Here is a 19,468-nt window from a genome sequence, read left to right as displayed (position 1 = left end):
TGAAATGCCTGGCCTAGGGTGAGCGGCGCCAGGTCACCGAACTGTTGCAGGACAAGCAGAGGGGCCGCATCAGCCCAACCGCCGATACCCTACCAACGCTGATCCCAGCACCACCGCCCCCGCCATCAGCGCCACCCAGAACCCACGGGTGGCGCCATAGTGGTCAATCATCCAACCCGAACTGGCGGCCCCCATGGCCACGCCGATGCTCAGGCCGGTGATCAGCCAGGTCATGCCTTCGGTCAGGCGGCTGGGTGGGACGATCTGCTCCACCAGGGCCATGGACACAATCAGGGTCGGCGCGAAGAACAAGCCGGAGACGAACACCGTCAGCGCCAGGCCGGGAATATTGCTCACCAGCAGCAGCGGCAATGTGCTCAACGCGGTCGCCACACCGCAGAACAGGAACTGCCGGGGCAACGGCGCCTTGCGCTTGAAGGCGCCGAAAGCCAGCCCGGCCAGGCACGAACCGATGGCATACACCGACAACACGATGCTCGCCGCGGCCGGCTGGCCCTGCTGCTGGGCAAAGGCCACGCTGACCACATCCACGACGCCCACGATCACCCCCATGGCCAGCAACAGCACCATCAGGATCAACACCGAGGGCGAAGCGATCAGCCAGCGGCCATGATGGCTGTGGTGTTCGTGGACCGGCGGCTCGGTTGCACGTTGCAGCACAAAGGTGGTGACGCCCACCGCCAGCAGCAAAGCCGCAACCAACGGCCCGGCCTGCGGGAACACCACCACGCACAAGCCGACCGATATCGGCGGGCCGATGATGAAGCACACTTCATCCAGCACCGATTCCAGCGCAAACGCGGTTTGCAGCTTGGGTTGGCCGCGATATAACGCGGTCCAGCGCGCCCGCACCATGGCCGACATATTGGGCATGCAACCGGCGAAGGCCGCGAATACGAACAGTGTCCAGTCAGGAGCTTGCACATAGGTGCACAGCAACAACAGCAACAAGGCCCCGCCGCCGATCAACGCGGCAATCGGCAGGACCCGGCCCTGGCCGTAACGGTCAACCAGACGTGAAACCTGCGGCGCACACAAGGCCGTGGCCAAGGCAAACACCGCCGCCACCGAGCCCGCCAGGCCGTAACCGCCGTGCACCTGCGAGAGCATCGTGATCAGCCCGATACCGGTCATGGACACCGGCATGCGCGCCAACATGCCGGCCAACACGAAAGCGCGCGAGCCAGGCGCCTGGAACAGCTCGGCGTAGGGATTTTCCATCAATCAAACGTCTTGTTTTGTGGATTTGTGCAAGCTTGTATCACACCAAGCGCTTGATCTGCTTGTGCCGCCATACCACTCGATAATACGCAGTCTGCAAGGCCAGCATTGCCAGGTAGGTCACCGGAAACGCCATCCACACCCCTTCCAAGCCGAAATGCGCATTGAACAGATACGCCATCGGCAACTCAACGCACAGCACACAGAAGATCGAGATGGCGACCGGCATCAGCACCACGCCGCTGGCACGCATGATCCCGCCGATCACCGCCTGGAAACCGAAGACCAGCACGCTCCACAGCATGATGTGCAGCAGGTGTTCGGCGTTGACTCGCGCAGCCTCGTCGGTGATGAACAGCCCCAGCAGCCAATGCGACAGCAGGTAGCCGAGCACGATCAAGCCACCGGTCAGGCAGGTGTTGATCAGCAGGCCCGTGCGCAGAATCGGCCCGATACGTTCCAGGCGCCCGGCACCGATCGCCTGGGCGCCCAGGATCGAGGCGGTAATGGCGATCGACAATGCCGGGAATTGCACATAGTTGACGATCTGCGTCACCGCGCCATACGCCGCCGTGGCCTGGGAACCGTGGCCGTTGACCAGGGCGAGAATGACCAACTCCGACAGCGACAACACCACCATCTGCAAGCCGGTGGGCAGGCCGATACGCAGGACTTTACCGAGAATCACGCGGTCCAGGCGCAAGGCGCCGAACAACTCACGGTCCGGCGCCATCACATGGTTTTTATGCCGCAGGCGCAGCATCAGGAACAGCATCGCCAGGGTGTTACCCACCAGCCCTGCGTACACCGCGCTCTGGATACCCTGGGGCGGCAGGCCGAGCCAGCCGCGAATCAGCGCCGGTGTCAGCAGCAGGCCGGCCAACGTCGACACCATCAGCGCCAGCAGCGGCGAGATCGTGTCACTGACGCCGCGCAACAACTGGGTGTAGAGGATGAAGACCAGCAACAGCGGCATGATCAACATCATCATCTGGGCATACCCGACGGCCTCCTCCAAGACATCAACCGGCGTGCCCAACGCCTGCAGGGCCGGGCGCGCAAACAGGCTGCCCAGCACCGCCGCGACCAAGCCTACCAGCGCGCCCAAGGTCAGGGTGGCGCCAGTGATCACCTTGACCATGGCGGTTTCCTGGGCACCCCAGGCCTGACCGATCAGCACCGAGGCGCCCGCCCCCAGACCGATCACCAGGGCAATAAAGAAAAACACGATGGGGAACATCCCCGACACCGCTGCCAACGCCTGGGTGCCGAGCATCTGCCCAACGTAGATACCGTTGAGGGTGCCGGAAAAGCTCTGTAGAAAGTTGGACAGCACCATCGGTGCCAGAAAGAGCAGGTAGATCTGCCAAAGCGGGCGTTGCAAGGGGCTTTGCATGAAAAACGGGGCCTCGGGTCACTAAAGCGTCCGAGGGTTATACCGCAATTGGATCCCATCTTCCTGTGCTTTTGGGCGCCGCCTTGCAACAGGCATGCGGCAAGCGCCGGCTCAAACTCAGCCTACTCCGCTATCTCTTTTCGCCGCCGTGAGGCAATTGCCCCACCGGGCACGCGGCGACGCCTACCGCGCTGCGAGTGAACTGCTCGACAGTCTCCTGCGCCTTTCGTGCGTCCAGCACCCAGTTGCGGTAGAACTCGAACGGACAGTCCGCCACGCCCTTGTCGCCGTCCCCCGAGGCATGCATGCCGGTGTAGCCACGGTGCAGCAGCTTGAACAGATGGTTCTGTGACTGGTCATTGGCCCGTGCATCGCGAATCTGCGACACCGACAGCTGCGCATACTGGATGCCCATTTCCTCCTCGCCACATTCGCCCAGAGTACGCCCGTCGAAGCCAATGATTGCCGAGTGGCCAAAGTACGCATACACACCGTCGAACCCGGCCGCATTGGCCACCGCCACGTAGCAGTTATTCGCCCAGGCCATGCTCTTGGACATTTGCACCTGCTGCTCCTTGGCCGGGTACATATAACCCTGGCACCGCACGATCAGCTCGGCGCCTTTCATCGCGCAGTCGCGCCAGATCTCCGGGTAGTTACCGTCATCGCAGATGATCAGGCTGATTTTCATGCCCTTGGGCCCGTCGCATACGTAGGTACGGTCCCCCTGATACCAGCCTTCAATCGGACACCAGGGAATGCACTTGCGATAACGCTGCACGATCTCGCCGAGGTTATTGATCAACACCAGCGTGTTGTAAGGCGCCTTGTGCGGATGCTCTTCGTGGCGCTCGCCGGTCAGGGAAAATACGCCCCAGGTATTCGCCTGGCGGCAGGCCGCCGAGAAGATTGCGGTTTCCTCGCCGGGAATACTCGCCGCGGTAGCCATCATTTCTTCAGGGTCGTACATGATGCCCATGGTGCTGTACTCGGGGAACACCACCAGGTCCATGCCGGGCAGGCCCTGCTTCATGCCGACAATGATCTCGGCAATCTTCTTGGCGTTATCGATGACTTCGGCCTTGTTGTGCAGGCGCGGCATCTTGTAGTTCACCACCGCTACACCGACGGTGTCCGGGCTGCTGGAAATGTCGCCATGGCGCATTGCAATGCTCCTATTCTAGTGACTGATCATCCACGGCCGTGGGCCGGTCCTGGTCTTGAGCCCCAAGGGATTGGCCTTGCTCGGCACGACTTTTTTACTCGTACCGCAGCAACTGCAACCGACCGGGTGCTTGCGACTTTCCTGGTATTCGCCGACGGTTTGCGGCGCGTGGGCGCTGCGCTCGTTGCCGGCGATAGCCTTGCGCTGGTTTGCCGACAGGGTTTGCAGCGCCGGGGCCGATACCAGCAATTGCCCGCCAGGTCCTTCACAGTACGGGCATTGGCTGGGTTCGTTGCGCTGCGCCATTGGGCGCAACATCGTGAAAGTGCCGCAGCTGTCGCAGGGGTATTCGTAGGTCGGCATGGCTACAGGTCCAGGGCGATGGGCAGGTCGATACTGCCGTCGAGGAACCGGGTCGGGCCGTTGGCGCTGGGGTTGATGTCGAACTCGAAGATTTCCGTCGGCAACCACAAGGTCGCGCAGGCATTCGGGATGTCCACCACGCCGCTGATGTGCCCTTGCACCGGCGCGGAGCCGAGCAGCGCATAACCCTGGGCCGGCGAGTAGCCGAACTTGGTCAGGTAGTTGATCGCGTTCAGGCAGGCCTGGCGGTAGGCGACGTTGACATCCAAGTAGTGCTGCTGACCCTGTTCGTCTACCGAGATGCCTTCGAAGATCAGGTAGTTCTGGTAGTTCGGCGTGATCGGGCTCGGCTTGAACACCGGGTTCTTGATCCCGTACTTGGCCATGCCGCCCTTGATCAGCTCGACTTTCATATGCACCCAGCCGGCCATTTCGATGGCGCCGCAAAAGGTGATTTCGCCGTCGCCCTGGCTGAAGTGCAAATCGCCCACCGACAGTCCCGCGCCTTTGACATAGACCGGGAAGAAGATCTTCGAGCCCCGGGACAGATCCTTGATATCGCAGTTACCCCCATGTTCACGCGGTGGCACCGTGCGCGCACCGGTCGCGGCGGCATCATCACGCGCCTGGCCTTTCATCTTGCCCATATGGGCTGTGGCGGCCAGCGGTGCATTGGCCAGTGGCGGGACACGGGTCGGGTCAGTGTCGATCAGTTCCTGTTCGCGGCGGTTCCAGTCGGCGAGCATCACCGGATCGGGCAGGCAGCCGATCAGGCCGGGGTGAATCAGGCCGGCGAAGTTCACGCCGGGAATGTGCCGCGAGCTGGTGAACATGCCTTTGAAATCCCAAATCGCTTTTTGCGCATGGGGGAAGTGATCGGTGAGAAAGCCGCCGCCGTTCTGTCGCGAAAAAAACCCATTGAAGCCCCACTGGGAATCCGCCTTGGCGCCGATATCCAGCAAGTCGACCACCAGCAGGTCCCCCGGCTCGGCGCCGTGCACACCTACCGGCCCGGACAGGTAATGCACGGTGGACAGGTCCACATCGCGCACATCACTGGCGTCGTCGTTGTTCTTGATCGCGCCGGCGGTCCAGTCGTAGGTTTCAAGGATGAAGTCATCACCCGGCTTGACCCAGCACGCCATCGGGATATCCGGGTGCCAGCGGTTGTGGATGTGCTCGTTCTCGGTAACAGGCTGGTTGAGGTCGACTTTGATCAGTGTTTCGGTCATGGACTGACTCCTGGGAAGGATGACAAGGCGTGGGATCCAGTCTCAGGCGGCCAGGAAAAACGGGAAATACGTCGGATGACGTATGAATCCAGGTTTTATTCCATCAATTTGCTCGATGATGGTTTAAGTATTTACTGATTGGACCCGTGGCAGGCAGATCGATAGATTCGCGGCACAGATAGCTTTTAGCCATCACTCCTTGCCCTCCCGAATATCGAGCTTTCCATGAAAAAACCTATGTCGTTGGCGATGCGCATCGGACTGGGCTTCGCGTCCACCCTGTCGTTACTGGTGCTGATCACTGCGGTCGGTATTCAACGCGTGGGCTTTATCGACAGCACGCTCAAGGATGTCGGCGAAAAAGCCGCCGTGGTCCAACGCTACGCGATCAACTTCCGTGGCAGCGTGCACAACCGCGCCATCGCCATTCGCGACGCGGTACTGGTCAAGGATGAGACGACGCTCAGCCACCACTTGGCCGAGATCGAGCAACTCAAACGCGATTACCAGGACTCGGCGGTGCTGATGGATCGCCTGTTCGCCCAGACCACGGCCGGCGCCGAAGAATCCCGGCTTCTGGGGGATATCAAGGCCATCGAGACCCAGGCCCTGGCCTCCACCGAACGCGTGATCAGCCTGCGTCGCGGCAATGACATTGCCGGCGCCCAGGAGCTGCTGCTGACCCAGGCATCGCCGTACTACACCGAATGGCTCAAGCGCGTGAATGCATTGATCGACTTCGAGGAAGCCCAGATCAAGCAACGCCTGGACACGGTGCAATCGGCAGCCGGCAATTTTGCCGTGCTGATGCTGCTGGCCAGTGCCGTGGCAATCGTCTTGAGTGTGCTGGTATCGCTGCTGATCATTCTCCAGGTCAAGGCGACCCTCGGTGCCGAGCCGGAAGAAGTCGCCCAAGCGATCCGTCGCCTGGCCAATGGCGATTTGAACCAGCTCATCGAAACCCGCTACCCCGATAGCGTGATGGGCATCCTGAAAAACGCCCTGGCGCGTCTGCGCGACACCATCACCGAAGTACGCTCGGCGGCCCAGGCGCTACGCCACTCCTCGGTCACCCTGTTGACGGTGGCCAGTGACAACCGACAGCAGATCACCCTGCAAACCAGCGAGGCCCAGCATGTAGCGGCCGCGATCACGCAAATGGCCGCCTCGGTCAGCGAGGTTTCGGGCTACGCCTCGACCGCATCGAAAGCGACGAGCCTGGCGGATGCCGAAGTGGACAGCGGCCATCGCCTGGTGGGCGAGGTCACCGTGGCCATCGAGGAGCTGGCGACGATCCTCGACCAGGCCACCAGCCGGGTAAACCAGGTTTCCAGTGACAGTGAAAACATCGAAACCGTGATCGAAGTGATCAACGCGATTGCCGCCCAGACCAACCTGCTGGCACTCAACGCCGCCATTGAGGCGGCGCGGGCCGGTGAACAGGGTCGTGGTTTTGCGGTGGTGGCCGACGAAGTCCGCTCGCTGGCGACGCGCACCCAGGCGTCCACCCAGGAAATCCGCGACATGATCGGCAAGCTGCAAAGCGGCACCCAGGACGCCGCCGGCATCATGCAACGCAGCCGCAGCCTGGCCCAGGTCACCGTGGCGCAGACCCGCGACTCACAAGCGGCACTGGGCAAGATCAGCCAGGAAGTGGGCGCGATCAACGCGATGAATGCGCAGATCGCCAGTGCCGCAGTCCAGCAAAGCGCCGCCGCCGAAGAAGTCGCGCAGAACGTCACACGCATCCACAGCTCCACCGTGCAGTCGGCGGCCCGTTCCGAACAGGTAGAAAACTCCAATCATGAACTGGTGGAGCTAGCGGACCGCTTGAGCACCCAGGTGGCGTTTTTCAACGTGGCCTGAAGTTTGTCGCGCTTGATCTGCAAGAGCTTGCAGGTCAAGCGCGCAGCACTTTTCACACCGACAGATAGCGGCTGATCGTCGCTTCGTCGACCCGGTCCCGGGTCTCTTCGATCACAAACCGCCCCTTCTCGATCACCAGGAAGCGGTCGGCGATGTCCAGGGTGAACGACAGCACCTGCTCCGAGACCACGATAGTCAGGTCGCGCAGGTTGCGAATCTCCTTCAGCGTGCGCGCAATGTCCTTGATGATCGACGGCTGGATGCCCTCCGTCGGTTCATCCAGCAACAGCACCTTGGGATTGGTCGCCAACGCACGGGCGATCGCCAACTGTTGTTGCTGGCCGCCGGAGAGGTTGCCACCCTTGCGCGATTGCATGTCGTAGAGCACGGGGAACAGTGCGTACAAGTCTTCCGGCACTTTGCCGCGTGCCGACGCCGGCAGGCCGGTCTGGATATTCTCCAACACCGTCATGCTCGGGAAAATCATGCGGCCCTGAGGCACATAGGCGATGCCACGTGCCACCCGTTCATGGGTTTCCAGCGCCGACACATCGTGGCCGTCCACGCTGACCTGGCCTTTCCACTGCGGCAGGATGCCCATCAGGCTCTTGAACAGGGTGGTCTTGCCCATGCCGTTGCGGCCCATCACAGCGACGATTTCACGCTTTGCGACGTCCAGATGCAGGTCATGGAGGATCTGGCTCTGCCCGTAGCCGCAGGACAACTGGTCGATCTTGAACATACCTGTTTCCTCAGTGGCCCAAATACACTTCGATGACTTTCGGGTTGCTTTGCACCGACTCCATGCTGCCCTCGGCCAGCACCTTGCCCTGGTGCAACACCGTGACTTTGTGGGCGATGCTTTTGACGAACTCCATATCGTGCTCGATCACCAGCACCGAACGGCCCTGGCTGATGCGCTTGAGCAGCTCGGCGGTTTGCGCGCGCTCGTTGACGCTCATGCCCGCGACGGGTTCGTCGAGCATCAGCAACTCGGGGTCCTGCATCAGCAACATGCCGATTTCCAGCCACTGTTTTTGCCCGTGGGACAGCAGGTCAGCCTGTTGTTGCAGCAAGTCGCCAAGAAAGATCTCTTGCGCCACCGCTTCTACCCGTTGGATGACTTGGGCACTGCGCTTGAAGAACAGCGCGCCCCACACCTTGCGCCCCGCCGGGTAGGACATTTCCAGGTTTTCGAACACCGTGAGGTTCTCGTAGATCGACGGGTTCTGGAACTTGCGCCCGACCCCGGCCCGCACAATGTTGTACTCGCGCATCCTGGTCAGTTCCTGGCCATCGAACTGGATACTGCCGCTGGTGGCGCGGGTCTTGCCGCAGATCAGGTCGAGTACGGTGGTCTTGCCCGCGCCGTTGGGGCCGATCACCACGCGCACTTCATTGCGGTCGATATACAGGTTGAGGTTATCGACGGCCTTGAAACCGTCGAACGAAACGGTGAGACCTTCGATGGCCAGCACCGGTTTGTTCATTTCAAAACCGACGGCGGTCATGGTTGGGTCTCCAGGATCTTGGTGTTGGCCTTGGCTTTAATCGGGGCTTGCACTACCGGTTTGCGTCGCAACAGTTTCGCCAGCGCCTGGCGACCATGGCTGTCCCATAGCCCGGCGAGACCATTGGGGAAATACATCACCACCGCGATAAACAGCCCGCCCATCAGGTACAACCACAACTCGGGGAACGACTCGGAAAAGTACGTCTTGCCGTAATTCACCAGCAGCGCGCCGTACACCGCGCCCAGCAGCGACATGCGCCCACCCACCGCCGCAAAGATCACCATCTCGATCGATGGCACGATGCCCACGAACGAAGGCGACATGAAACCCACCTGCAAGGCAAACATCGCCCCGCCGATCGCCGAGAAGGCAGCCGCCACGCAGAACACGAAGATCTTGAAGCTGGCCACGTCATAGCCGGAGAAACGCACGCGCTCTTCCTTGTCGCGCATAGCCATCAGCAGCCGGCCGAGCTTTGACGCCAGGATGAAACGGCCAATCAGGATGCAGCCGAACAGCAACCCGGCGTTGATGAAGTACAGGGCCATCTTCGCGCTGTCGGTGCGCAGGTCCCAGCCCAGCAGGGTCTTGAGGTCGGTGATGCCATTGACGCCGCCGGTCAGACCTTGCTGGCCGACGATCAGCACGGTGAGGATCAGCGCAATCGCCTGGGTGACAATGGAGAAATACACATCGCCCACGCGCCGCTTGAACAGCGCCATGCCGATGATGAAGGCCAGCAGCACCGGCACCGCAATCACTGCCACCAGCGTGAAGCTGAAACTGTGGAATGGCTGCCACAACCACGGCAGTTCGGTGATCTGGTTCCAGTCCATGAAGTCCGGGATGCCCGGCGTCGATTGAATCCTGGTGCTTTCCGGGTCCGAGGCCTCAAGCTTGAGGAACATCGCCATGCAATAGCCGCCAACCCCGAAGAACACGCCCTGCCCCAGGCTAAGGATGCCGCCATAGCCCCAGCACAGCACCAGGCCGACCGCGACAAACGCGTAGGTCAGGTATTTGCCGACCATGTTCAGGCGGAACGCATCAAGGGTCAGGGGAAATATCACCAGGATCAACACCGCCAGCAACACGATGCCGATCAGGTTTTGCTGGCCGCCCAGCAGCTTGTCTAAAGCCTTCATCCGGTCGCCTCTACTTGCGCACTTTGATGGAGAACAACCCTTGCGGGCGCAGCATCAGGATCAGAATCACCGAGGACAAGGTGAGCACCTTGGCCATCGAGCCACTGAGAAAAAACTCCGACAGCGATTGGGTCTGGGCAATCACGAAAGCCGAGGCGATGGTGCCGAACAGGCTTTGCGCGCCGCCGAACACCACCACCAGGAAAGTGTCGACGATGTACTGCGAGCCCGCTGTCGGCCCGGTCGAGCCAATCGTGGTGAATGCCGCGCCGGCCACACCGGCCACGCCGCAGCCCAGGGCGAAAGTCATGCGGTCGACCTTGCGCGTATTGATACCCACCGCACGGCTCATCAGACGGTTCTGCACCGTGGCGCGTACCTGCAAGCCCCAGCGCGAACGGTAGAGCATCAGGAAGATCGCAGCGGTGAGCAGCAGGGTCAGGCCCATCATGAACAGGCCGTTGCGCGGGATCTCGATGGCATCGGTGAAGTTCACCGACCCCATCAGCCATGCCGGTGGTTCAGCGCTGACTTCACGGGCACCGAATACCGACCGGAAGGTCTGTTGCATCACCAGCGACAAGCCCCAGGTGGCAAGTAAAGTGTCCAACGGGCGCTTGTACAACCGGCTGATCATCGCCCATTCCACCAGCCAGCCAATGGCACCGGCGACGAGGAATGACAGGGCGATGGCGAAGAAGAAGTAATAGGGTTGGAAGCTCGGGGCAAAGTGCGCCGTGAGGCTGGAACACACGTAGGTGGTGTAGGCGCCGATGGTCAGGAACTCACCGTGGGCCATGTTGATGACGCCCATCTGGCCAAAGATGATCGCCAGCCCCAATGCCATCAGCAATAGCACGCAGAACACGGACAAACCGTTGAACCCCTGCATCGCCGCGATGGCTCCAAATTCCGATAGCCATTCCATGATGATGGTCTCCTGCAGAGAAATGAAATGCGGGCTGCCTTGGCTTTATGTGGGAGGTGGCATTAGGGCAAGCCACCTCCCACAGGTGAAACCCGTTACTGGTAGCCTTTCGGGAATGGGTTCGGCTCGATCAGGTCCGACTCGTAGATCACCTTGAACTGGCCGTTCGGCTGCACTTCGCCGATGCGCGACTTGCTCCACAGGTGATGATTCTCGTGGATCTTCACATAGCCTTCCGGCGCGGTTTTCAGTTCGATGCCCGGGGACGCGGCCACCACTTTATCCACGTCGAAACTGCCGGCCTTCTCCACCGCCGCTTTCCACAACCATGGGCCGAGGTAGGCTGCCTGGGTTACGTCGCCGATCACCGCATCCTTGCCGTACTTGGCCTTGAAGGCTTCGACGAAGGCTTTGTTGTTAGGATTGTCCAGGCTCTGGAAGTACTTCATCGAGGCATAGAAACCGGCCATGTTCTCGCCGCCGATGCCGAGCAGTTCGTCTTCGGTGACCGACAGGGTCAGCAAGGTCTGCTTGGAGGCATTCACGCCTGCGGCATTGAGTTGTTTGTAGAACGCCACGTTGGAACCGCCCACCACGGCGGCAAACACCACGTCAGGCTTTTTCAGCTTGACCTTGTTGATCAGCGAACCGAACTGGGTGTTGCCCAAGGGGTAGTAGTCTTCGCCGACCACGGTGCCGTGCAGTACGTTTTCAATGTGCTTGCGCGCGATCTTCATCGAGGTGCGCGGCCAGATGTAGTCGGAGCCGACCAGGTAGAAGGTCTTGGCGCCCTTGGTCTTGGCGATCCAGTCGAGGCTGGCGAGAATCTGCTGGGTGGCTTCCTGCCCGGTATAGATCACGTTTTTCGACTGTTCCAGGCCCTCATAGAAGGTCGGGTAGTACAGCAGGCCGTTTTCTTTCTCGAAGATCGGCAGCACGGCTTTGCGCGAGGCCGACGTCCAGCAGCCGAACACCGCGGCAACCTTGTCGTTGACCAGCAGTTTCTTGGCTTTTTCGGCGAAGGTCGGCCAGTCGGAGGCGCCGTCTTCCTGAATGACCTTGATCTGCCGTCCCAGGATCCCGCCCGAGGCGTTGATCTGTTCGATGGCCAGGCGCTCGGCCTGGATCGAGCCGGTCTCGGAAATAGCCATGGTGCCGGTGGCCGAATGCAATTGGCCGACGGTGACTTCGGTGGGGGTCACGGCCAGGCCTTCGTTATCGGCCAGCACGCCCTGGCTGAACAGAGCGGCCGCCAGCAATGACAAGGCCAACAGCGGTGTGGAGCGGATCAATCGTATTGCCATGGGGCGACTCCTCTGCAATGAGGTGTCCAGCATGGCGGCAGTCAGCCGGCTCGGGTATACGCAGCCTGACGTAACGGTGTACGTCATTTGACGTATGCCGCGGCGCACCAATCCAGGGCAGGATCACGCTCCCCCAGGCACTGGAGATCCCCAGTGAGAGCGGGCTTGCTCGCGAATGCGCGGTAGCTGTCACCCCATCTGTTACAGACACACCGCATTCGCAAGCAAGCCCGCTCGCACATTTGGATCCTGGTGGCTGTCGGGGCATGGAATTTGCTGATCAATCTCGCCCACTTCCCGGAGCCTTCCACCGTGCAGCCCCCTCCCGGTACCCAGCGCATCATCAAGATCCGCCGCGACTACAACACTTGGGTCGCCGACGAGACCATGGAAGACTATGCCCTGCGCTACACCCCCAAGTCCTTTCGCAAATGGTCGGAACTGCGCATTGCCAACACGGCCCTCGGCGCGGTGTCGTTCCTGGCGCTGGAAGCCATCGGCGGTGTGCTGGCCTTGAGTTACGGCTTCACCAACACCTTCTGGGCGATCCTCGCCATCAGCCTGATAATTTTCTTGAGCGGCCTGCCCATCAGCTACTACGCCGCGCGCTACGGTGTGGACATGGACCTGCTCACTCGCGGTGCCGGCTTCGGTTACATCGGCTCGACTATCACCTCGCTGATCTACGCCAGCTTCACCTTCCTGTTCTTTGCCCTGGAAGCAGCGATCATGGCCCTGGCCCTGGAGCTGTATTTCCATATCCCGCTGGCCCTGGCCTATGTGATCTGCTCACTGCTGGTGATCCCGTTGGTGGCTTACGGCGTGACCCTGATCAGCCGCCTGCAATTGTGGACGCAACCGATCTGGCTGCTGTTGCTGGTGTTGCCCTACGGCTTTGTGGCGTGGAAAAACCCCGACGCTTTCAGCGACTGGACCAGCTTCGTCGGGCGCAACGCCGACGGCGGCGATTTCAATCTGCTGGCGTTCTGCGCCGCCTGCACCGTGGCGCTGTCGCTGGTGACGCAAATCGGCGAACAGGTGGACTACCTGCGCTTCCTGCCGGAAAAAACTGCTGCCAACCGCAAGCGTTGGTGGGCCGCCCTGCTGTGTGCCGGCCCCGGCTGGATCGTCCCCGGCGCCTTGAAGATGTTCGGCGGGGCGTTCCTGGCATTTCTCGCGCTGCAACATGAAATCCCCATGGAGCGCGCCGCCGAACCGACCCAGATGTACCTGGTCGCGTTCCGCTATGTGTTCAGCTCACCGGAATGGGCACTCGGCGCCATGGTGTTGTTCGTGTTCATTTCGCAGATGAAGATCAACCTGACCAATGCCTATGCAGGCTCGCTGGCCTGGTCCAACTTCTTTGCCCGGGTCACCCACAGTCACCCCGGCCGTGTGGTGTGGCTGGTGTTCAACGTGGCCATTGCGCTGATGTTGATGGAGTTGGGCGTGTTCGATGTGATCGATCAGGTACTGGGGCTCTATGCCAATATCGCGATTGCCTGGATCGGCACCCTGGTGGCCGACCTGGTGATCAACAAGCCTTTGGGCCTGTCGCCCAGGCACATCGAGTTCAAGCGCGCGCACCTCTACGACATCAACCCGGTAGGCGTCGGCTCGATGCTGATTGCCTCATTGCTGTCGATCCTCGCGCACTTTGGCCTGTTCGGCGCCCTGGCCCATGCCGCGCCGCCCTTCGTGGCACTGGGTACCGCGCTGGTGATGGCGCCGCTGTTGGCCTGGCTGACCCAGGGCAAGTACTACATCGCCCGTACCAGCGACGTGCAGTTGATTCACCCGGTTGCCTGCGCGACGCACGCGGTCTGCGGGCTGTGCAGCAACCCGTTCGAGACGGCGGACATGGCGTTCTGCCCGGCCTATGGCACGCCGATCTGTTCGCTGTGCTGTTCGCTGGATGCGCGTTGCGGAGATCGTTGCAAGCCCCACGCCCGTTTAGTCACCCAGTTCGAAAGCGTACTGCGCTGGTTGCTGCCCAATACGCTGATGCCACGCTTGCATACCCGGTTGGCACATTACCTCGGATTGCTGATGGCGCTGGTGTTGATGCTCGCCGGTGCCTTGGCCTTGATCTATGTGCAGGCAGCGCAAGGCTTGCCGCATTCGGAAACCTTGTACCAGGCGTTCTTCAAGGCTTTCCTGACGTTATCCGTGTTGGCCGCGGTGCTCGCCTGGTGGGTGGTGCTGACCCGCGAAAGCCGTGGCGTGGCCCAGGAGGAGTCCGACCGCCAGACCCTGCTGCTGATGCAGGAAATCGACGCCCACAGCCTCACCGACCAGGCGCTGCAACAAGCCAAGGAGGCCTCCGAAGCGGCGAATGCCGCCAAGAGCCGCTACGTCACCGGCCTGTCCCATGAACTGCGCACGCCGCTCAATAGCATCCTCGGTTTCACCCAGATTCTGCAGCGTGACAGCGCCATGCCCGAACAGCACCAGGATGCGCTGGCGACCATTTTGCGCAGCGGCTCGCACTTGGTCTCGCTGATCGACGGCCTGCTCGACGTGGCCAAGATCGAGGCCGGCAAGTTGCGCCTGGAACCCACCGAGATCCCCTTCCCCGAGCTGCTCCACGACCTGGAACAGATGTTCACTCCGCAAGCCCGGGACAAGGGCCTGCGCTTTCGCCTGGACTGCGTGGGCAAGATCCCCGCCGTGGTGCGTGGCGATGAAAAACGCGTGCGCCAGATTCTGATCAACCTGCTGGGCAATGCGGTGAACTTCACCGACAGCGGCGAGGTGTGCCTGAGGGTCAGCTATAGGCGCGAGACCGCCAACTTTGAAATCATCGACACCGGTATCGGCATCGACCCCGGCCAGTTGGAGCGGATTTTCCAACCGTTCGAACGCGGCGACCTGATGCGCCAGGGCAATGGCGTGGGCCTGGGGCTGACCATCACCCGCATGCTCACGTCCTTGATGGGCGGCGAACTGCGGGTCACCAGTGAGCTGGACAAGGGCACCTGCTTCCAGGTGCGGCTGTTCCTGTCGCAGGTGCGCGCACCGCAAGCGGTGGTACATGTCGAGCACGACATCATTGGCTATCAAGGCACGCGACGGCGCATTCTGGTGGTGGATGACCATGTGGATCATCGCAAGGTGCTCAGCGGCATGCTCACGCCGCTGGGTTTCGAGGTGATCCAGGCCAGCAACGGCCAGGACGCAATCCGCCAGGTGGCGCTGCTGGCGCCCGACCTGATCCTGATGGACCTCTCGATGCCGACCCTGGATGGCTATGAAACCAGCCGCCTGATCCGCCGCAATGCGTTGTCCACCGCGCCGATCATCGTGATCTCGGCCAACGCGTTCACTGATGACCGCGAACGCAGCATTGCCGCCGCCTGCAACGATTACCTGGCCAAGCCCGTGCGCACGCCGGAGCTGCTCGGCTGCTTGCAACAGCACCTGGGCCTGCAATGGCTGCGGCGCACCCAAAGTCGGATACCACCGCCACCGCCCAGCGTATTGCCCAGCCCTGCAGACCTGGCTGAACTCGCCGAGCTCAGCGCCATCGGCTATGTGCGGGGCCTGCATGCCAAACTCGACACCCTCCTTGAACAGCGCCCGGACACCGAACCTTTTATCAACAAGGTCCGCGGGCTGCTCAAGGGCTTCCGCCTGGATGAACTCAACCGAACCCTCAAGGAGGCCGCAGATGAATGCATTGACCAGTAATGAACCCGGCGTCGTGCTGATCGTGGACGACACCCCGGATAACCTGGCCATGCTCTCCGACGCCCTCGACGACGCGGGCTATATGGTACTGGTTGCCCTCGACGGCCTCAGCGCGTTGAACCGCGTGCAACGCCGGCGCCCGGACCTGATCCTGCTGGACGCGATGATGCCCGGCCTGGACGGCTTCGAGACCTGCCGTCGGCTCAAGGCGCAGCCTGCCAGCGCAGACATTCCGGTGGTGTTCATGACCGGGCTGACCGATAGCAAGCATGTCGTGCAGGGGTTTGAGGTAGGTGGCAGCGACTACGTGATCAAGCCGATCCAGACCGATGAGGTGCTGGCACGGGTGGCGGCACATTTGCGCACGTCGCGTATTTTGCTGTCGGCAAGGGAGGCACGGCAGCCGAGTGTACTGACGCTTGAAGATGCGCCGGCACAAAGGCTGCTGTCAGCCAGATTCCAGCTGACCGAGCGCGAGGTGGAGGTGTTGCGCTGGGTGGCGTGTGGGAAGACCAACCGGGATATCGGGGATATTCTGGGGTTGAGTCCGAGGACGGTGAACAAACATCTGGAGCATGTCTATGTGAAGCTCGGCGTGGAGACCCGCACGGCAGCCACGTCGGTAGCCCTGGCCGCGATCTAGACCTGTGCGGGGCGATAGGGGGTACCGCAAAAATGAGTTATCCCCCAAACGTCTGTGAAGGCCGGCGCAAGGTCGGATCAAACGGATTGATCCGCGGCCCGATCGCCGCCGCTTCGCGCTTCAACAACTCCACCACCATCGGTAAGCGGCTCGGCCCCAGCCGGTCGCTGATGGTTGCCACACTCAACGCCGCCACCGCATGCCCCTCGCGATTGAGGATGGGCACCGCCAGCCCGGCCATGCCCTCCAGCACCCCGGTATTGCGCGCCGCATAGCCAAGCTGGCGCACGTTCTCCACCTCCGAACGCAACAGCACTTCGTCATACAGATGGAAGTCCTTGAGGCGGGGCAAGTTGTAGCGGATCACCGTTTCGCGCTCTTCCTCCGGCAGGAACGCCAGGATCGCCAGGCTGCCCTGCCCGACACCCAGCGCCACGCGCCCGCCGATATCGCCGGTGAAGGTGCGGATCGGGTATGGACCTTCGCTGCGGTCAAGGCAAATCGCATCAAAACCGCTGCGGGCCAGCAAAAACAGTGAGTCGCCCAGGGACGCGCTCAGGCGCAGCAGGCTTGGCCGCACCAGGTCACGCAGGTTGCCGGTCTTGCCTGCATTCGCCGCCAGCGCGAAAAACTCCAGGCTCAGGCGGTAGCGCTTGCTGCGCGCATCCTGCTCGACCATGCCCTCGTCCACCAGGCTGCGCAGCAGGCGGTGGGTGGTGGGCTGGGAAAGGCCCACCTGCTGCGCCAGTTGGGTCACGCGTTCGCCGCCTTCCGGCACCGTACCCAGCGTGCGCAATAACGCAAACAGCCGAGACACACTGCCCGCGCCGACTTCCTTGCTCTCGATATTCCGCTCAGTGGAATAATTTTCCATCTAAAAGCCTCAACTATTCTGTCTGTTGAATAAAACTGAAAATAATACTTCATTCAGTGAAATTCCATCTTCCACCCTTCCGGCTCTTCGTCCTAATCTGCGTTCACAGGGGCGAAATGAACAACAATCGGCAGCCGACTTGAGATCGAGCGCCAACGCACCCGCGACACTTCTTTCGCATCTGCCCAAAACAAAAAAGCGCGTCTCGACGCGACTCAAAAAGGTGGAACGCACTATGGCATTTCTCCAACTCAACGCCTTGAGCAAACGCTATGGCGCCGTCGACGCGGTGGTCGCTACCGACCTTGCGGTGGAAAAAGGCGAATTCGTGTCCCTGCTCGGCCCCTCGGGTTGCGGCAAGACCACCACCTTGCAAATGATCGCCGGCTTCGTGGACGTCAGTGGCGGGCAAATCCTGCTCGACGGTCGCGACATCACTCACGCCAAGCCCGCCAGTCGCGGCCTGGGCGTGGTGTTCCAGAGTTATGCGCTGTTCCCGCACATGAGCGTGCGCGACAACGTCGCTTTCGGCCTGAAGATGCGCAAAGTGCCGGCCAGCCAAATCGCCACCCAGGTCAAAAACGTGCTGGAGCTGGTACGCCTGGCGCAACATGCCGAGCGCTACCCGCGCGAGCTGTCCGGCGGCCAGCGCCAACGGGTGGCCCTGGCGCGTGCGCTGGTGATCGAACCACCGGTGTTGCTGCTGGACGAACCGCTGTCCAACCTCGACGCCAGCCTGCGCGAAGAAATGCAATTTGAAATTCGCCGCATCCAGTGCGCCGTGGGCATCACTACCTTGATGGTCACCCACGACCAGGCCGAAGCGCTGTCGATCAGCGACCGCGTGGTGGTGATGCAGGCCGGGCGTGTGACCCAGATCGACGCGCCGTACACCCTCTATGAGCACCCGCGCACCCGGTTTATCTCGGACTTCGTCGGCAAAGCCAACCTGTTGCCCGGCGACTACGACGCACTCGGCAACCCGCAAGTGCGCCAGGCAGGCGGCAGCGGTGAACTGACCCTGAGCCTGCGCCCGGAGAAAATCCAACTGGTAGACGCCGGCCTCGGCCGCCTGCAAGGCAGCGTACGCGACCGTTACTTTTTCGGCAGCCAATGGTTGTACCGCGTCCAGACCCCGCTCGGCGAAATCACCGTGGCCTGCAGCAACGACGGCAGCACGCCACTGGGCTGCGGCACGGCGGTGGGCCTGCAGTGGCAAGACGAGTTGTTGCGCGTCTTGGCGGCGGATGAGGTGTGCCCATGAGTCGGGGCTACTTATTGTCGTTGCCGGCCCTGGCCCTGTTTACCGGGCTGTTGCTGCTGCCGCTGGGCTTGACCTTGGTGCTGTCGTTCAACGTGTTCGACTATCAGGTCGGCGTGAAGGCCGATGAGTGGACCTTCGCCCATTACCTGTCTTTGCTGCGCGATGCGTATTTCTACGAAATCTTCTGGCGCACCTTCTGGATCAGCGCCTTGGTGACCTTGCTGTGCGTGGTCATCGGCGTGCCCGAGGCCTACATCCTCAGCCGCATGGGCACCCCGTGGCGCTCGATTTTCCTGATCCTGATCCTCACCCCGCTGTTGATCTCGGTGGTGGTGCGCGCCTTCGGCTGGAGCTTGCTGCTGGGCGCCGACGGCTTGGTCAATCAAGTGATCCAGGCCCTCGGCGGGCGCCCGATGAAGCTGTTGTACACGCCATTTGCCGTGATCATCGCGCTGGTGCACGTGATGCTGCCGTTCATGATCATTCCGGTGTGGACCTCACTGCAAAAACTCGACCCGTCGGCTGAACAGGCGGCGCTTTCGTTGGGCGCAAGCCAGGCCACGGTGATGCGCAAGATCGTCTTGCCGCAGGTGATGCCCGGCGTGTTGTCCGGCACCTTGATCGTATTCGGCCTGGCCGCCAGCTCATTCGCCATTCCCGGCCTGCTGGGCGGGCGGCGCCTGAAAATGGTCGCCACCGTGGTGTACGACCAGTACCTCTCGGAACTCAACTGGCCCATGGGCGCGACCATCGCGGTGGTGCTGCTGCTGGTCAACCTGCTGATCATGCTGAGCTGGAACCGCATGGTCGAAAGCCGCTACAAAAAGTCCCTGGGGGTTTAA

The 19,468-nt window shown here is 61.6% G+C and carries 16 protein-coding genes and 1 pseudogene; 6 read left to right on the top strand and 11 right to left on the bottom strand.

Annotated features, from left to right (window positions below):
* Positions 1-69: 69 nt before the first annotated feature.
* The 5 genes from DK870_RS19445 to fmdA all read right to left on the bottom strand — a co-directional run bounded on the left by DK870_RS19445 (position 70) and on the right by fmdA (position 5,398).
* Positions 70-1,242 carry an MFS transporter gene (locus tag DK870_RS19445; protein WP_161549432.1) on the bottom strand — a complete coding sequence of 391 codons (1,173 nt, stop codon included), beginning with the start codon at positions 1,240-1,242 and terminating at the stop codon, positions 70-72.
* 40 nt (positions 1,243-1,282) lie between these two features.
* The gene (locus tag DK870_RS19440; protein WP_161549431.1) at positions 1,283-2,638 is read right to left on the bottom strand and encodes an MATE family efflux transporter; all 1,356 of its coding nucleotides are present in this window, start codon (positions 2,636-2,638) and stop codon (positions 1,283-1,285) included.
* Between the two features lie 130 nt (positions 2,639-2,768).
* The gene (locus DK870_RS19435; RefSeq protein ID WP_161549430.1) at positions 2,769-3,803 is read right to left on the bottom strand and encodes an aliphatic amidase; all 1,035 of its coding nucleotides are present in this window, start codon (positions 3,801-3,803) and stop codon (positions 2,769-2,771) included.
* A gap of 15 nt (positions 3,804-3,818) precedes the next feature.
* A complete protein-coding gene (locus DK870_RS19430; RefSeq protein ID WP_060755332.1) occupies positions 3,819-4,166 on the bottom strand; it encodes a zinc ribbon domain-containing protein in 348 nt (115 codons plus the stop codon).
* Positions 4,167-4,168: 2 nt separating this feature from the next.
* A complete protein-coding gene (gene fmdA / locus DK870_RS19425) occupies positions 4,169-5,398 on the bottom strand; it encodes a formamidase (RefSeq protein ID WP_060755333.1) in 1,230 nt (409 codons plus the stop codon).
* 225 nt (positions 5,399-5,623) lie between these two features.
* Between fmdA and DK870_RS30035 the strand changes: the two are divergent.
* Both DK870_RS30035 and DK870_RS30030 read left to right on the top strand, forming a co-directional pair.
* Positions 5,624-6,139, top strand: a pseudogene (locus DK870_RS30035) (MCP four helix bundle domain-containing protein); the annotation flags it as partial.
* A gap of 66 nt (positions 6,140-6,205) precedes the next feature.
* On the top strand, positions 6,206-7,264 hold the full coding sequence (locus tag DK870_RS30030) for a methyl-accepting chemotaxis protein (protein WP_372241683.1): 1,059 nt from the start codon (positions 6,206-6,208) through the stop codon (positions 7,262-7,264).
* 52 nt (positions 7,265-7,316) lie between these two features.
* Here DK870_RS30030 and urtE read toward each other — a convergent pair whose 3' ends face one another.
* The 5 genes from urtE to urtA form a co-directional block, all read right to left on the bottom strand.
* Entirely contained in the window at positions 7,317-8,006 is a 690-nt protein-coding gene (gene urtE, locus DK870_RS19415) for an urea ABC transporter ATP-binding subunit UrtE (RefSeq protein WP_060755335.1), read from the bottom strand.
* 10 nt (positions 8,007-8,016) lie between these two features.
* The gene (gene urtD, locus DK870_RS19410; protein WP_060755336.1) at positions 8,017-8,775 is read right to left on the bottom strand and encodes an urea ABC transporter ATP-binding protein UrtD; all 759 of its coding nucleotides are present in this window, start codon (positions 8,773-8,775) and stop codon (positions 8,017-8,019) included.
* Positions 8,772-9,923, bottom strand: coding sequence for an urea ABC transporter permease subunit UrtC (gene urtC / locus DK870_RS19405; protein WP_161549428.1), 1,152 nt, complete (start codon positions 9,921-9,923; stop codon positions 8,772-8,774). Before urtC ends, urtD begins: the two co-directional genes overlap by 4 nt.
* Positions 9,924-9,933: 10 nt before the next feature.
* Positions 9,934-10,851, bottom strand: a complete 918-nt coding sequence (urtB, locus tag DK870_RS19400; RefSeq protein ID WP_060755338.1) for an urea ABC transporter permease subunit UrtB — start codon at positions 10,849-10,851, stop codon at positions 9,934-9,936.
* A 95-nt stretch (positions 10,852-10,946) separates the two neighbouring features.
* Positions 10,947-12,155, bottom strand: coding sequence for an urea ABC transporter substrate-binding protein (gene urtA, locus DK870_RS19395; RefSeq protein WP_060755339.1), 1,209 nt, complete (start codon positions 12,153-12,155; stop codon positions 10,947-10,949).
* A gap of 312 nt (positions 12,156-12,467) precedes the next feature.
* On the opposite strand from urtA, the gene DK870_RS19390 reads away from it, so the two are divergent.
* The gene (locus DK870_RS19390) at positions 12,468-15,845 is read left to right on the top strand and encodes an ATP-binding protein (RefSeq protein ID WP_161549427.1); all 3,378 of its coding nucleotides are present in this window, start codon (positions 12,468-12,470) and stop codon (positions 15,843-15,845) included.
* Positions 15,826-16,488 carry a response regulator gene (locus DK870_RS19385; RefSeq protein ID WP_161549426.1) on the top strand — a complete coding sequence of 221 codons (663 nt, stop codon included), beginning with the start codon at positions 15,826-15,828 and terminating at the stop codon, positions 16,486-16,488. The genes DK870_RS19390 and DK870_RS19385 overlap by 20 nt, the downstream gene beginning before the upstream one ends.
* 37 nt (positions 16,489-16,525) lie before the next feature.
* Here DK870_RS19385 and DK870_RS19380 read toward each other — a convergent pair whose 3' ends face one another.
* The gene (locus tag DK870_RS19380) at positions 16,526-17,362 is read right to left on the bottom strand and encodes an IclR family transcriptional regulator (RefSeq protein WP_161549425.1); all 837 of its coding nucleotides are present in this window, start codon (positions 17,360-17,362) and stop codon (positions 16,526-16,528) included.
* Between the two features lie 235 nt (positions 17,363-17,597).
* On the opposite strand from DK870_RS19380, the gene DK870_RS19375 reads away from it, so the two are divergent.
* On the top strand, positions 17,598-18,626 hold the full coding sequence (locus DK870_RS19375; RefSeq protein WP_161549424.1) for an ABC transporter ATP-binding protein: 1,029 nt from the start codon (positions 17,598-17,600) through the stop codon (positions 18,624-18,626).
* On the top strand, positions 18,623-19,468 hold the full coding sequence (locus tag DK870_RS19370; protein ID WP_161549423.1) for an ABC transporter permease: 846 nt from the start codon (positions 18,623-18,625) through the stop codon (positions 19,466-19,468). The genes DK870_RS19375 and DK870_RS19370 overlap by 4 nt, the downstream gene beginning before the upstream one ends.

The sequence above is a fragment of the Pseudomonas sp. Q1 genome (assembly GCF_009935975.1).
Lineage (GTDB): Bacteria > Pseudomonadota > Gammaproteobacteria > Pseudomonadales > Pseudomonadaceae > Aquipseudomonas > Aquipseudomonas palleroniana.
This window is presented reverse-complemented; position numbering and strand designations above follow the sequence as displayed.

Bases quoted from the DNA above. Each gene is read 5' to 3' on its own strand.
- fmdA (WP_060755333.1), bottom strand. From the start codon at position 5,398: ATGACCGAAACACTGATCAAAGTCGACCTCAACCAGCCTGTTACCGAG.
- DK870_RS19375 (WP_161549424.1), top strand. From the start codon at position 17,598: ATGGCATTTCTCCAACTCAACGCCTTGAGCAAACGCTATGGCGCCGTC.
- DK870_RS30030 (WP_372241683.1), top strand. From the start codon at position 6,206: ATGCTGCTGGCCAGTGCCGTGGCAATCGTCTTGAGTGTGCTGGTATCG.
- urtE (WP_060755335.1), bottom strand. From the start codon at position 8,006: ATGTTCAAGATCGACCAGTTGTCCTGCGGCTACGGGCAGAGCCAGATC.
- DK870_RS19435 (WP_161549430.1), bottom strand. From the start codon at position 3,803: ATGCGCCATGGCGACATTTCCAGCAGCCCGGACACCGTCGGTGTAGCG.
- DK870_RS19445 (WP_161549432.1), bottom strand. From the start codon at position 1,242: ATGGAAAATCCCTACGCCGAGCTGTTCCAGGCGCCTGGCTCGCGCGCT.
- urtD (WP_060755336.1), bottom strand. From the start codon at position 8,775: ATGACCGCCGTCGGTTTTGAAATGAACAAACCGGTGCTGGCCATCGAA.
- DK870_RS19380 (WP_161549425.1), bottom strand. From the start codon at position 17,362: ATGGAAAATTATTCCACTGAGCGGAATATCGAGAGCAAGGAAGTCGGC.
- urtA (WP_060755339.1), bottom strand. From the start codon at position 12,155: ATGGCAATACGATTGATCCGCTCCACACCGCTGTTGGCCTTGTCATTG.
- urtC (WP_161549428.1), bottom strand. From the start codon at position 9,923: ATGAAGGCTTTAGACAAGCTGCTGGGCGGCCAGCAAAACCTGATCGGC.
- DK870_RS19385 (WP_161549426.1), top strand. From the start codon at position 15,826: ATGAATGCATTGACCAGTAATGAACCCGGCGTCGTGCTGATCGTGGAC.
- DK870_RS19430 (WP_060755332.1), bottom strand. From the start codon at position 4,166: ATGCCGACCTACGAATACCCCTGCGACAGCTGCGGCACTTTCACGATG.
- DK870_RS19440 (WP_161549431.1), bottom strand. From the start codon at position 2,638: ATGCAAAGCCCCTTGCAACGCCCGCTTTGGCAGATCTACCTGCTCTTT.
- DK870_RS19370 (WP_161549423.1), top strand. From the start codon at position 18,623: ATGAGTCGGGGCTACTTATTGTCGTTGCCGGCCCTGGCCCTGTTTACC.
- urtB (WP_060755338.1), bottom strand. From the start codon at position 10,851: ATGGAATGGCTATCGGAATTTGGAGCCATCGCGGCGATGCAGGGGTTC.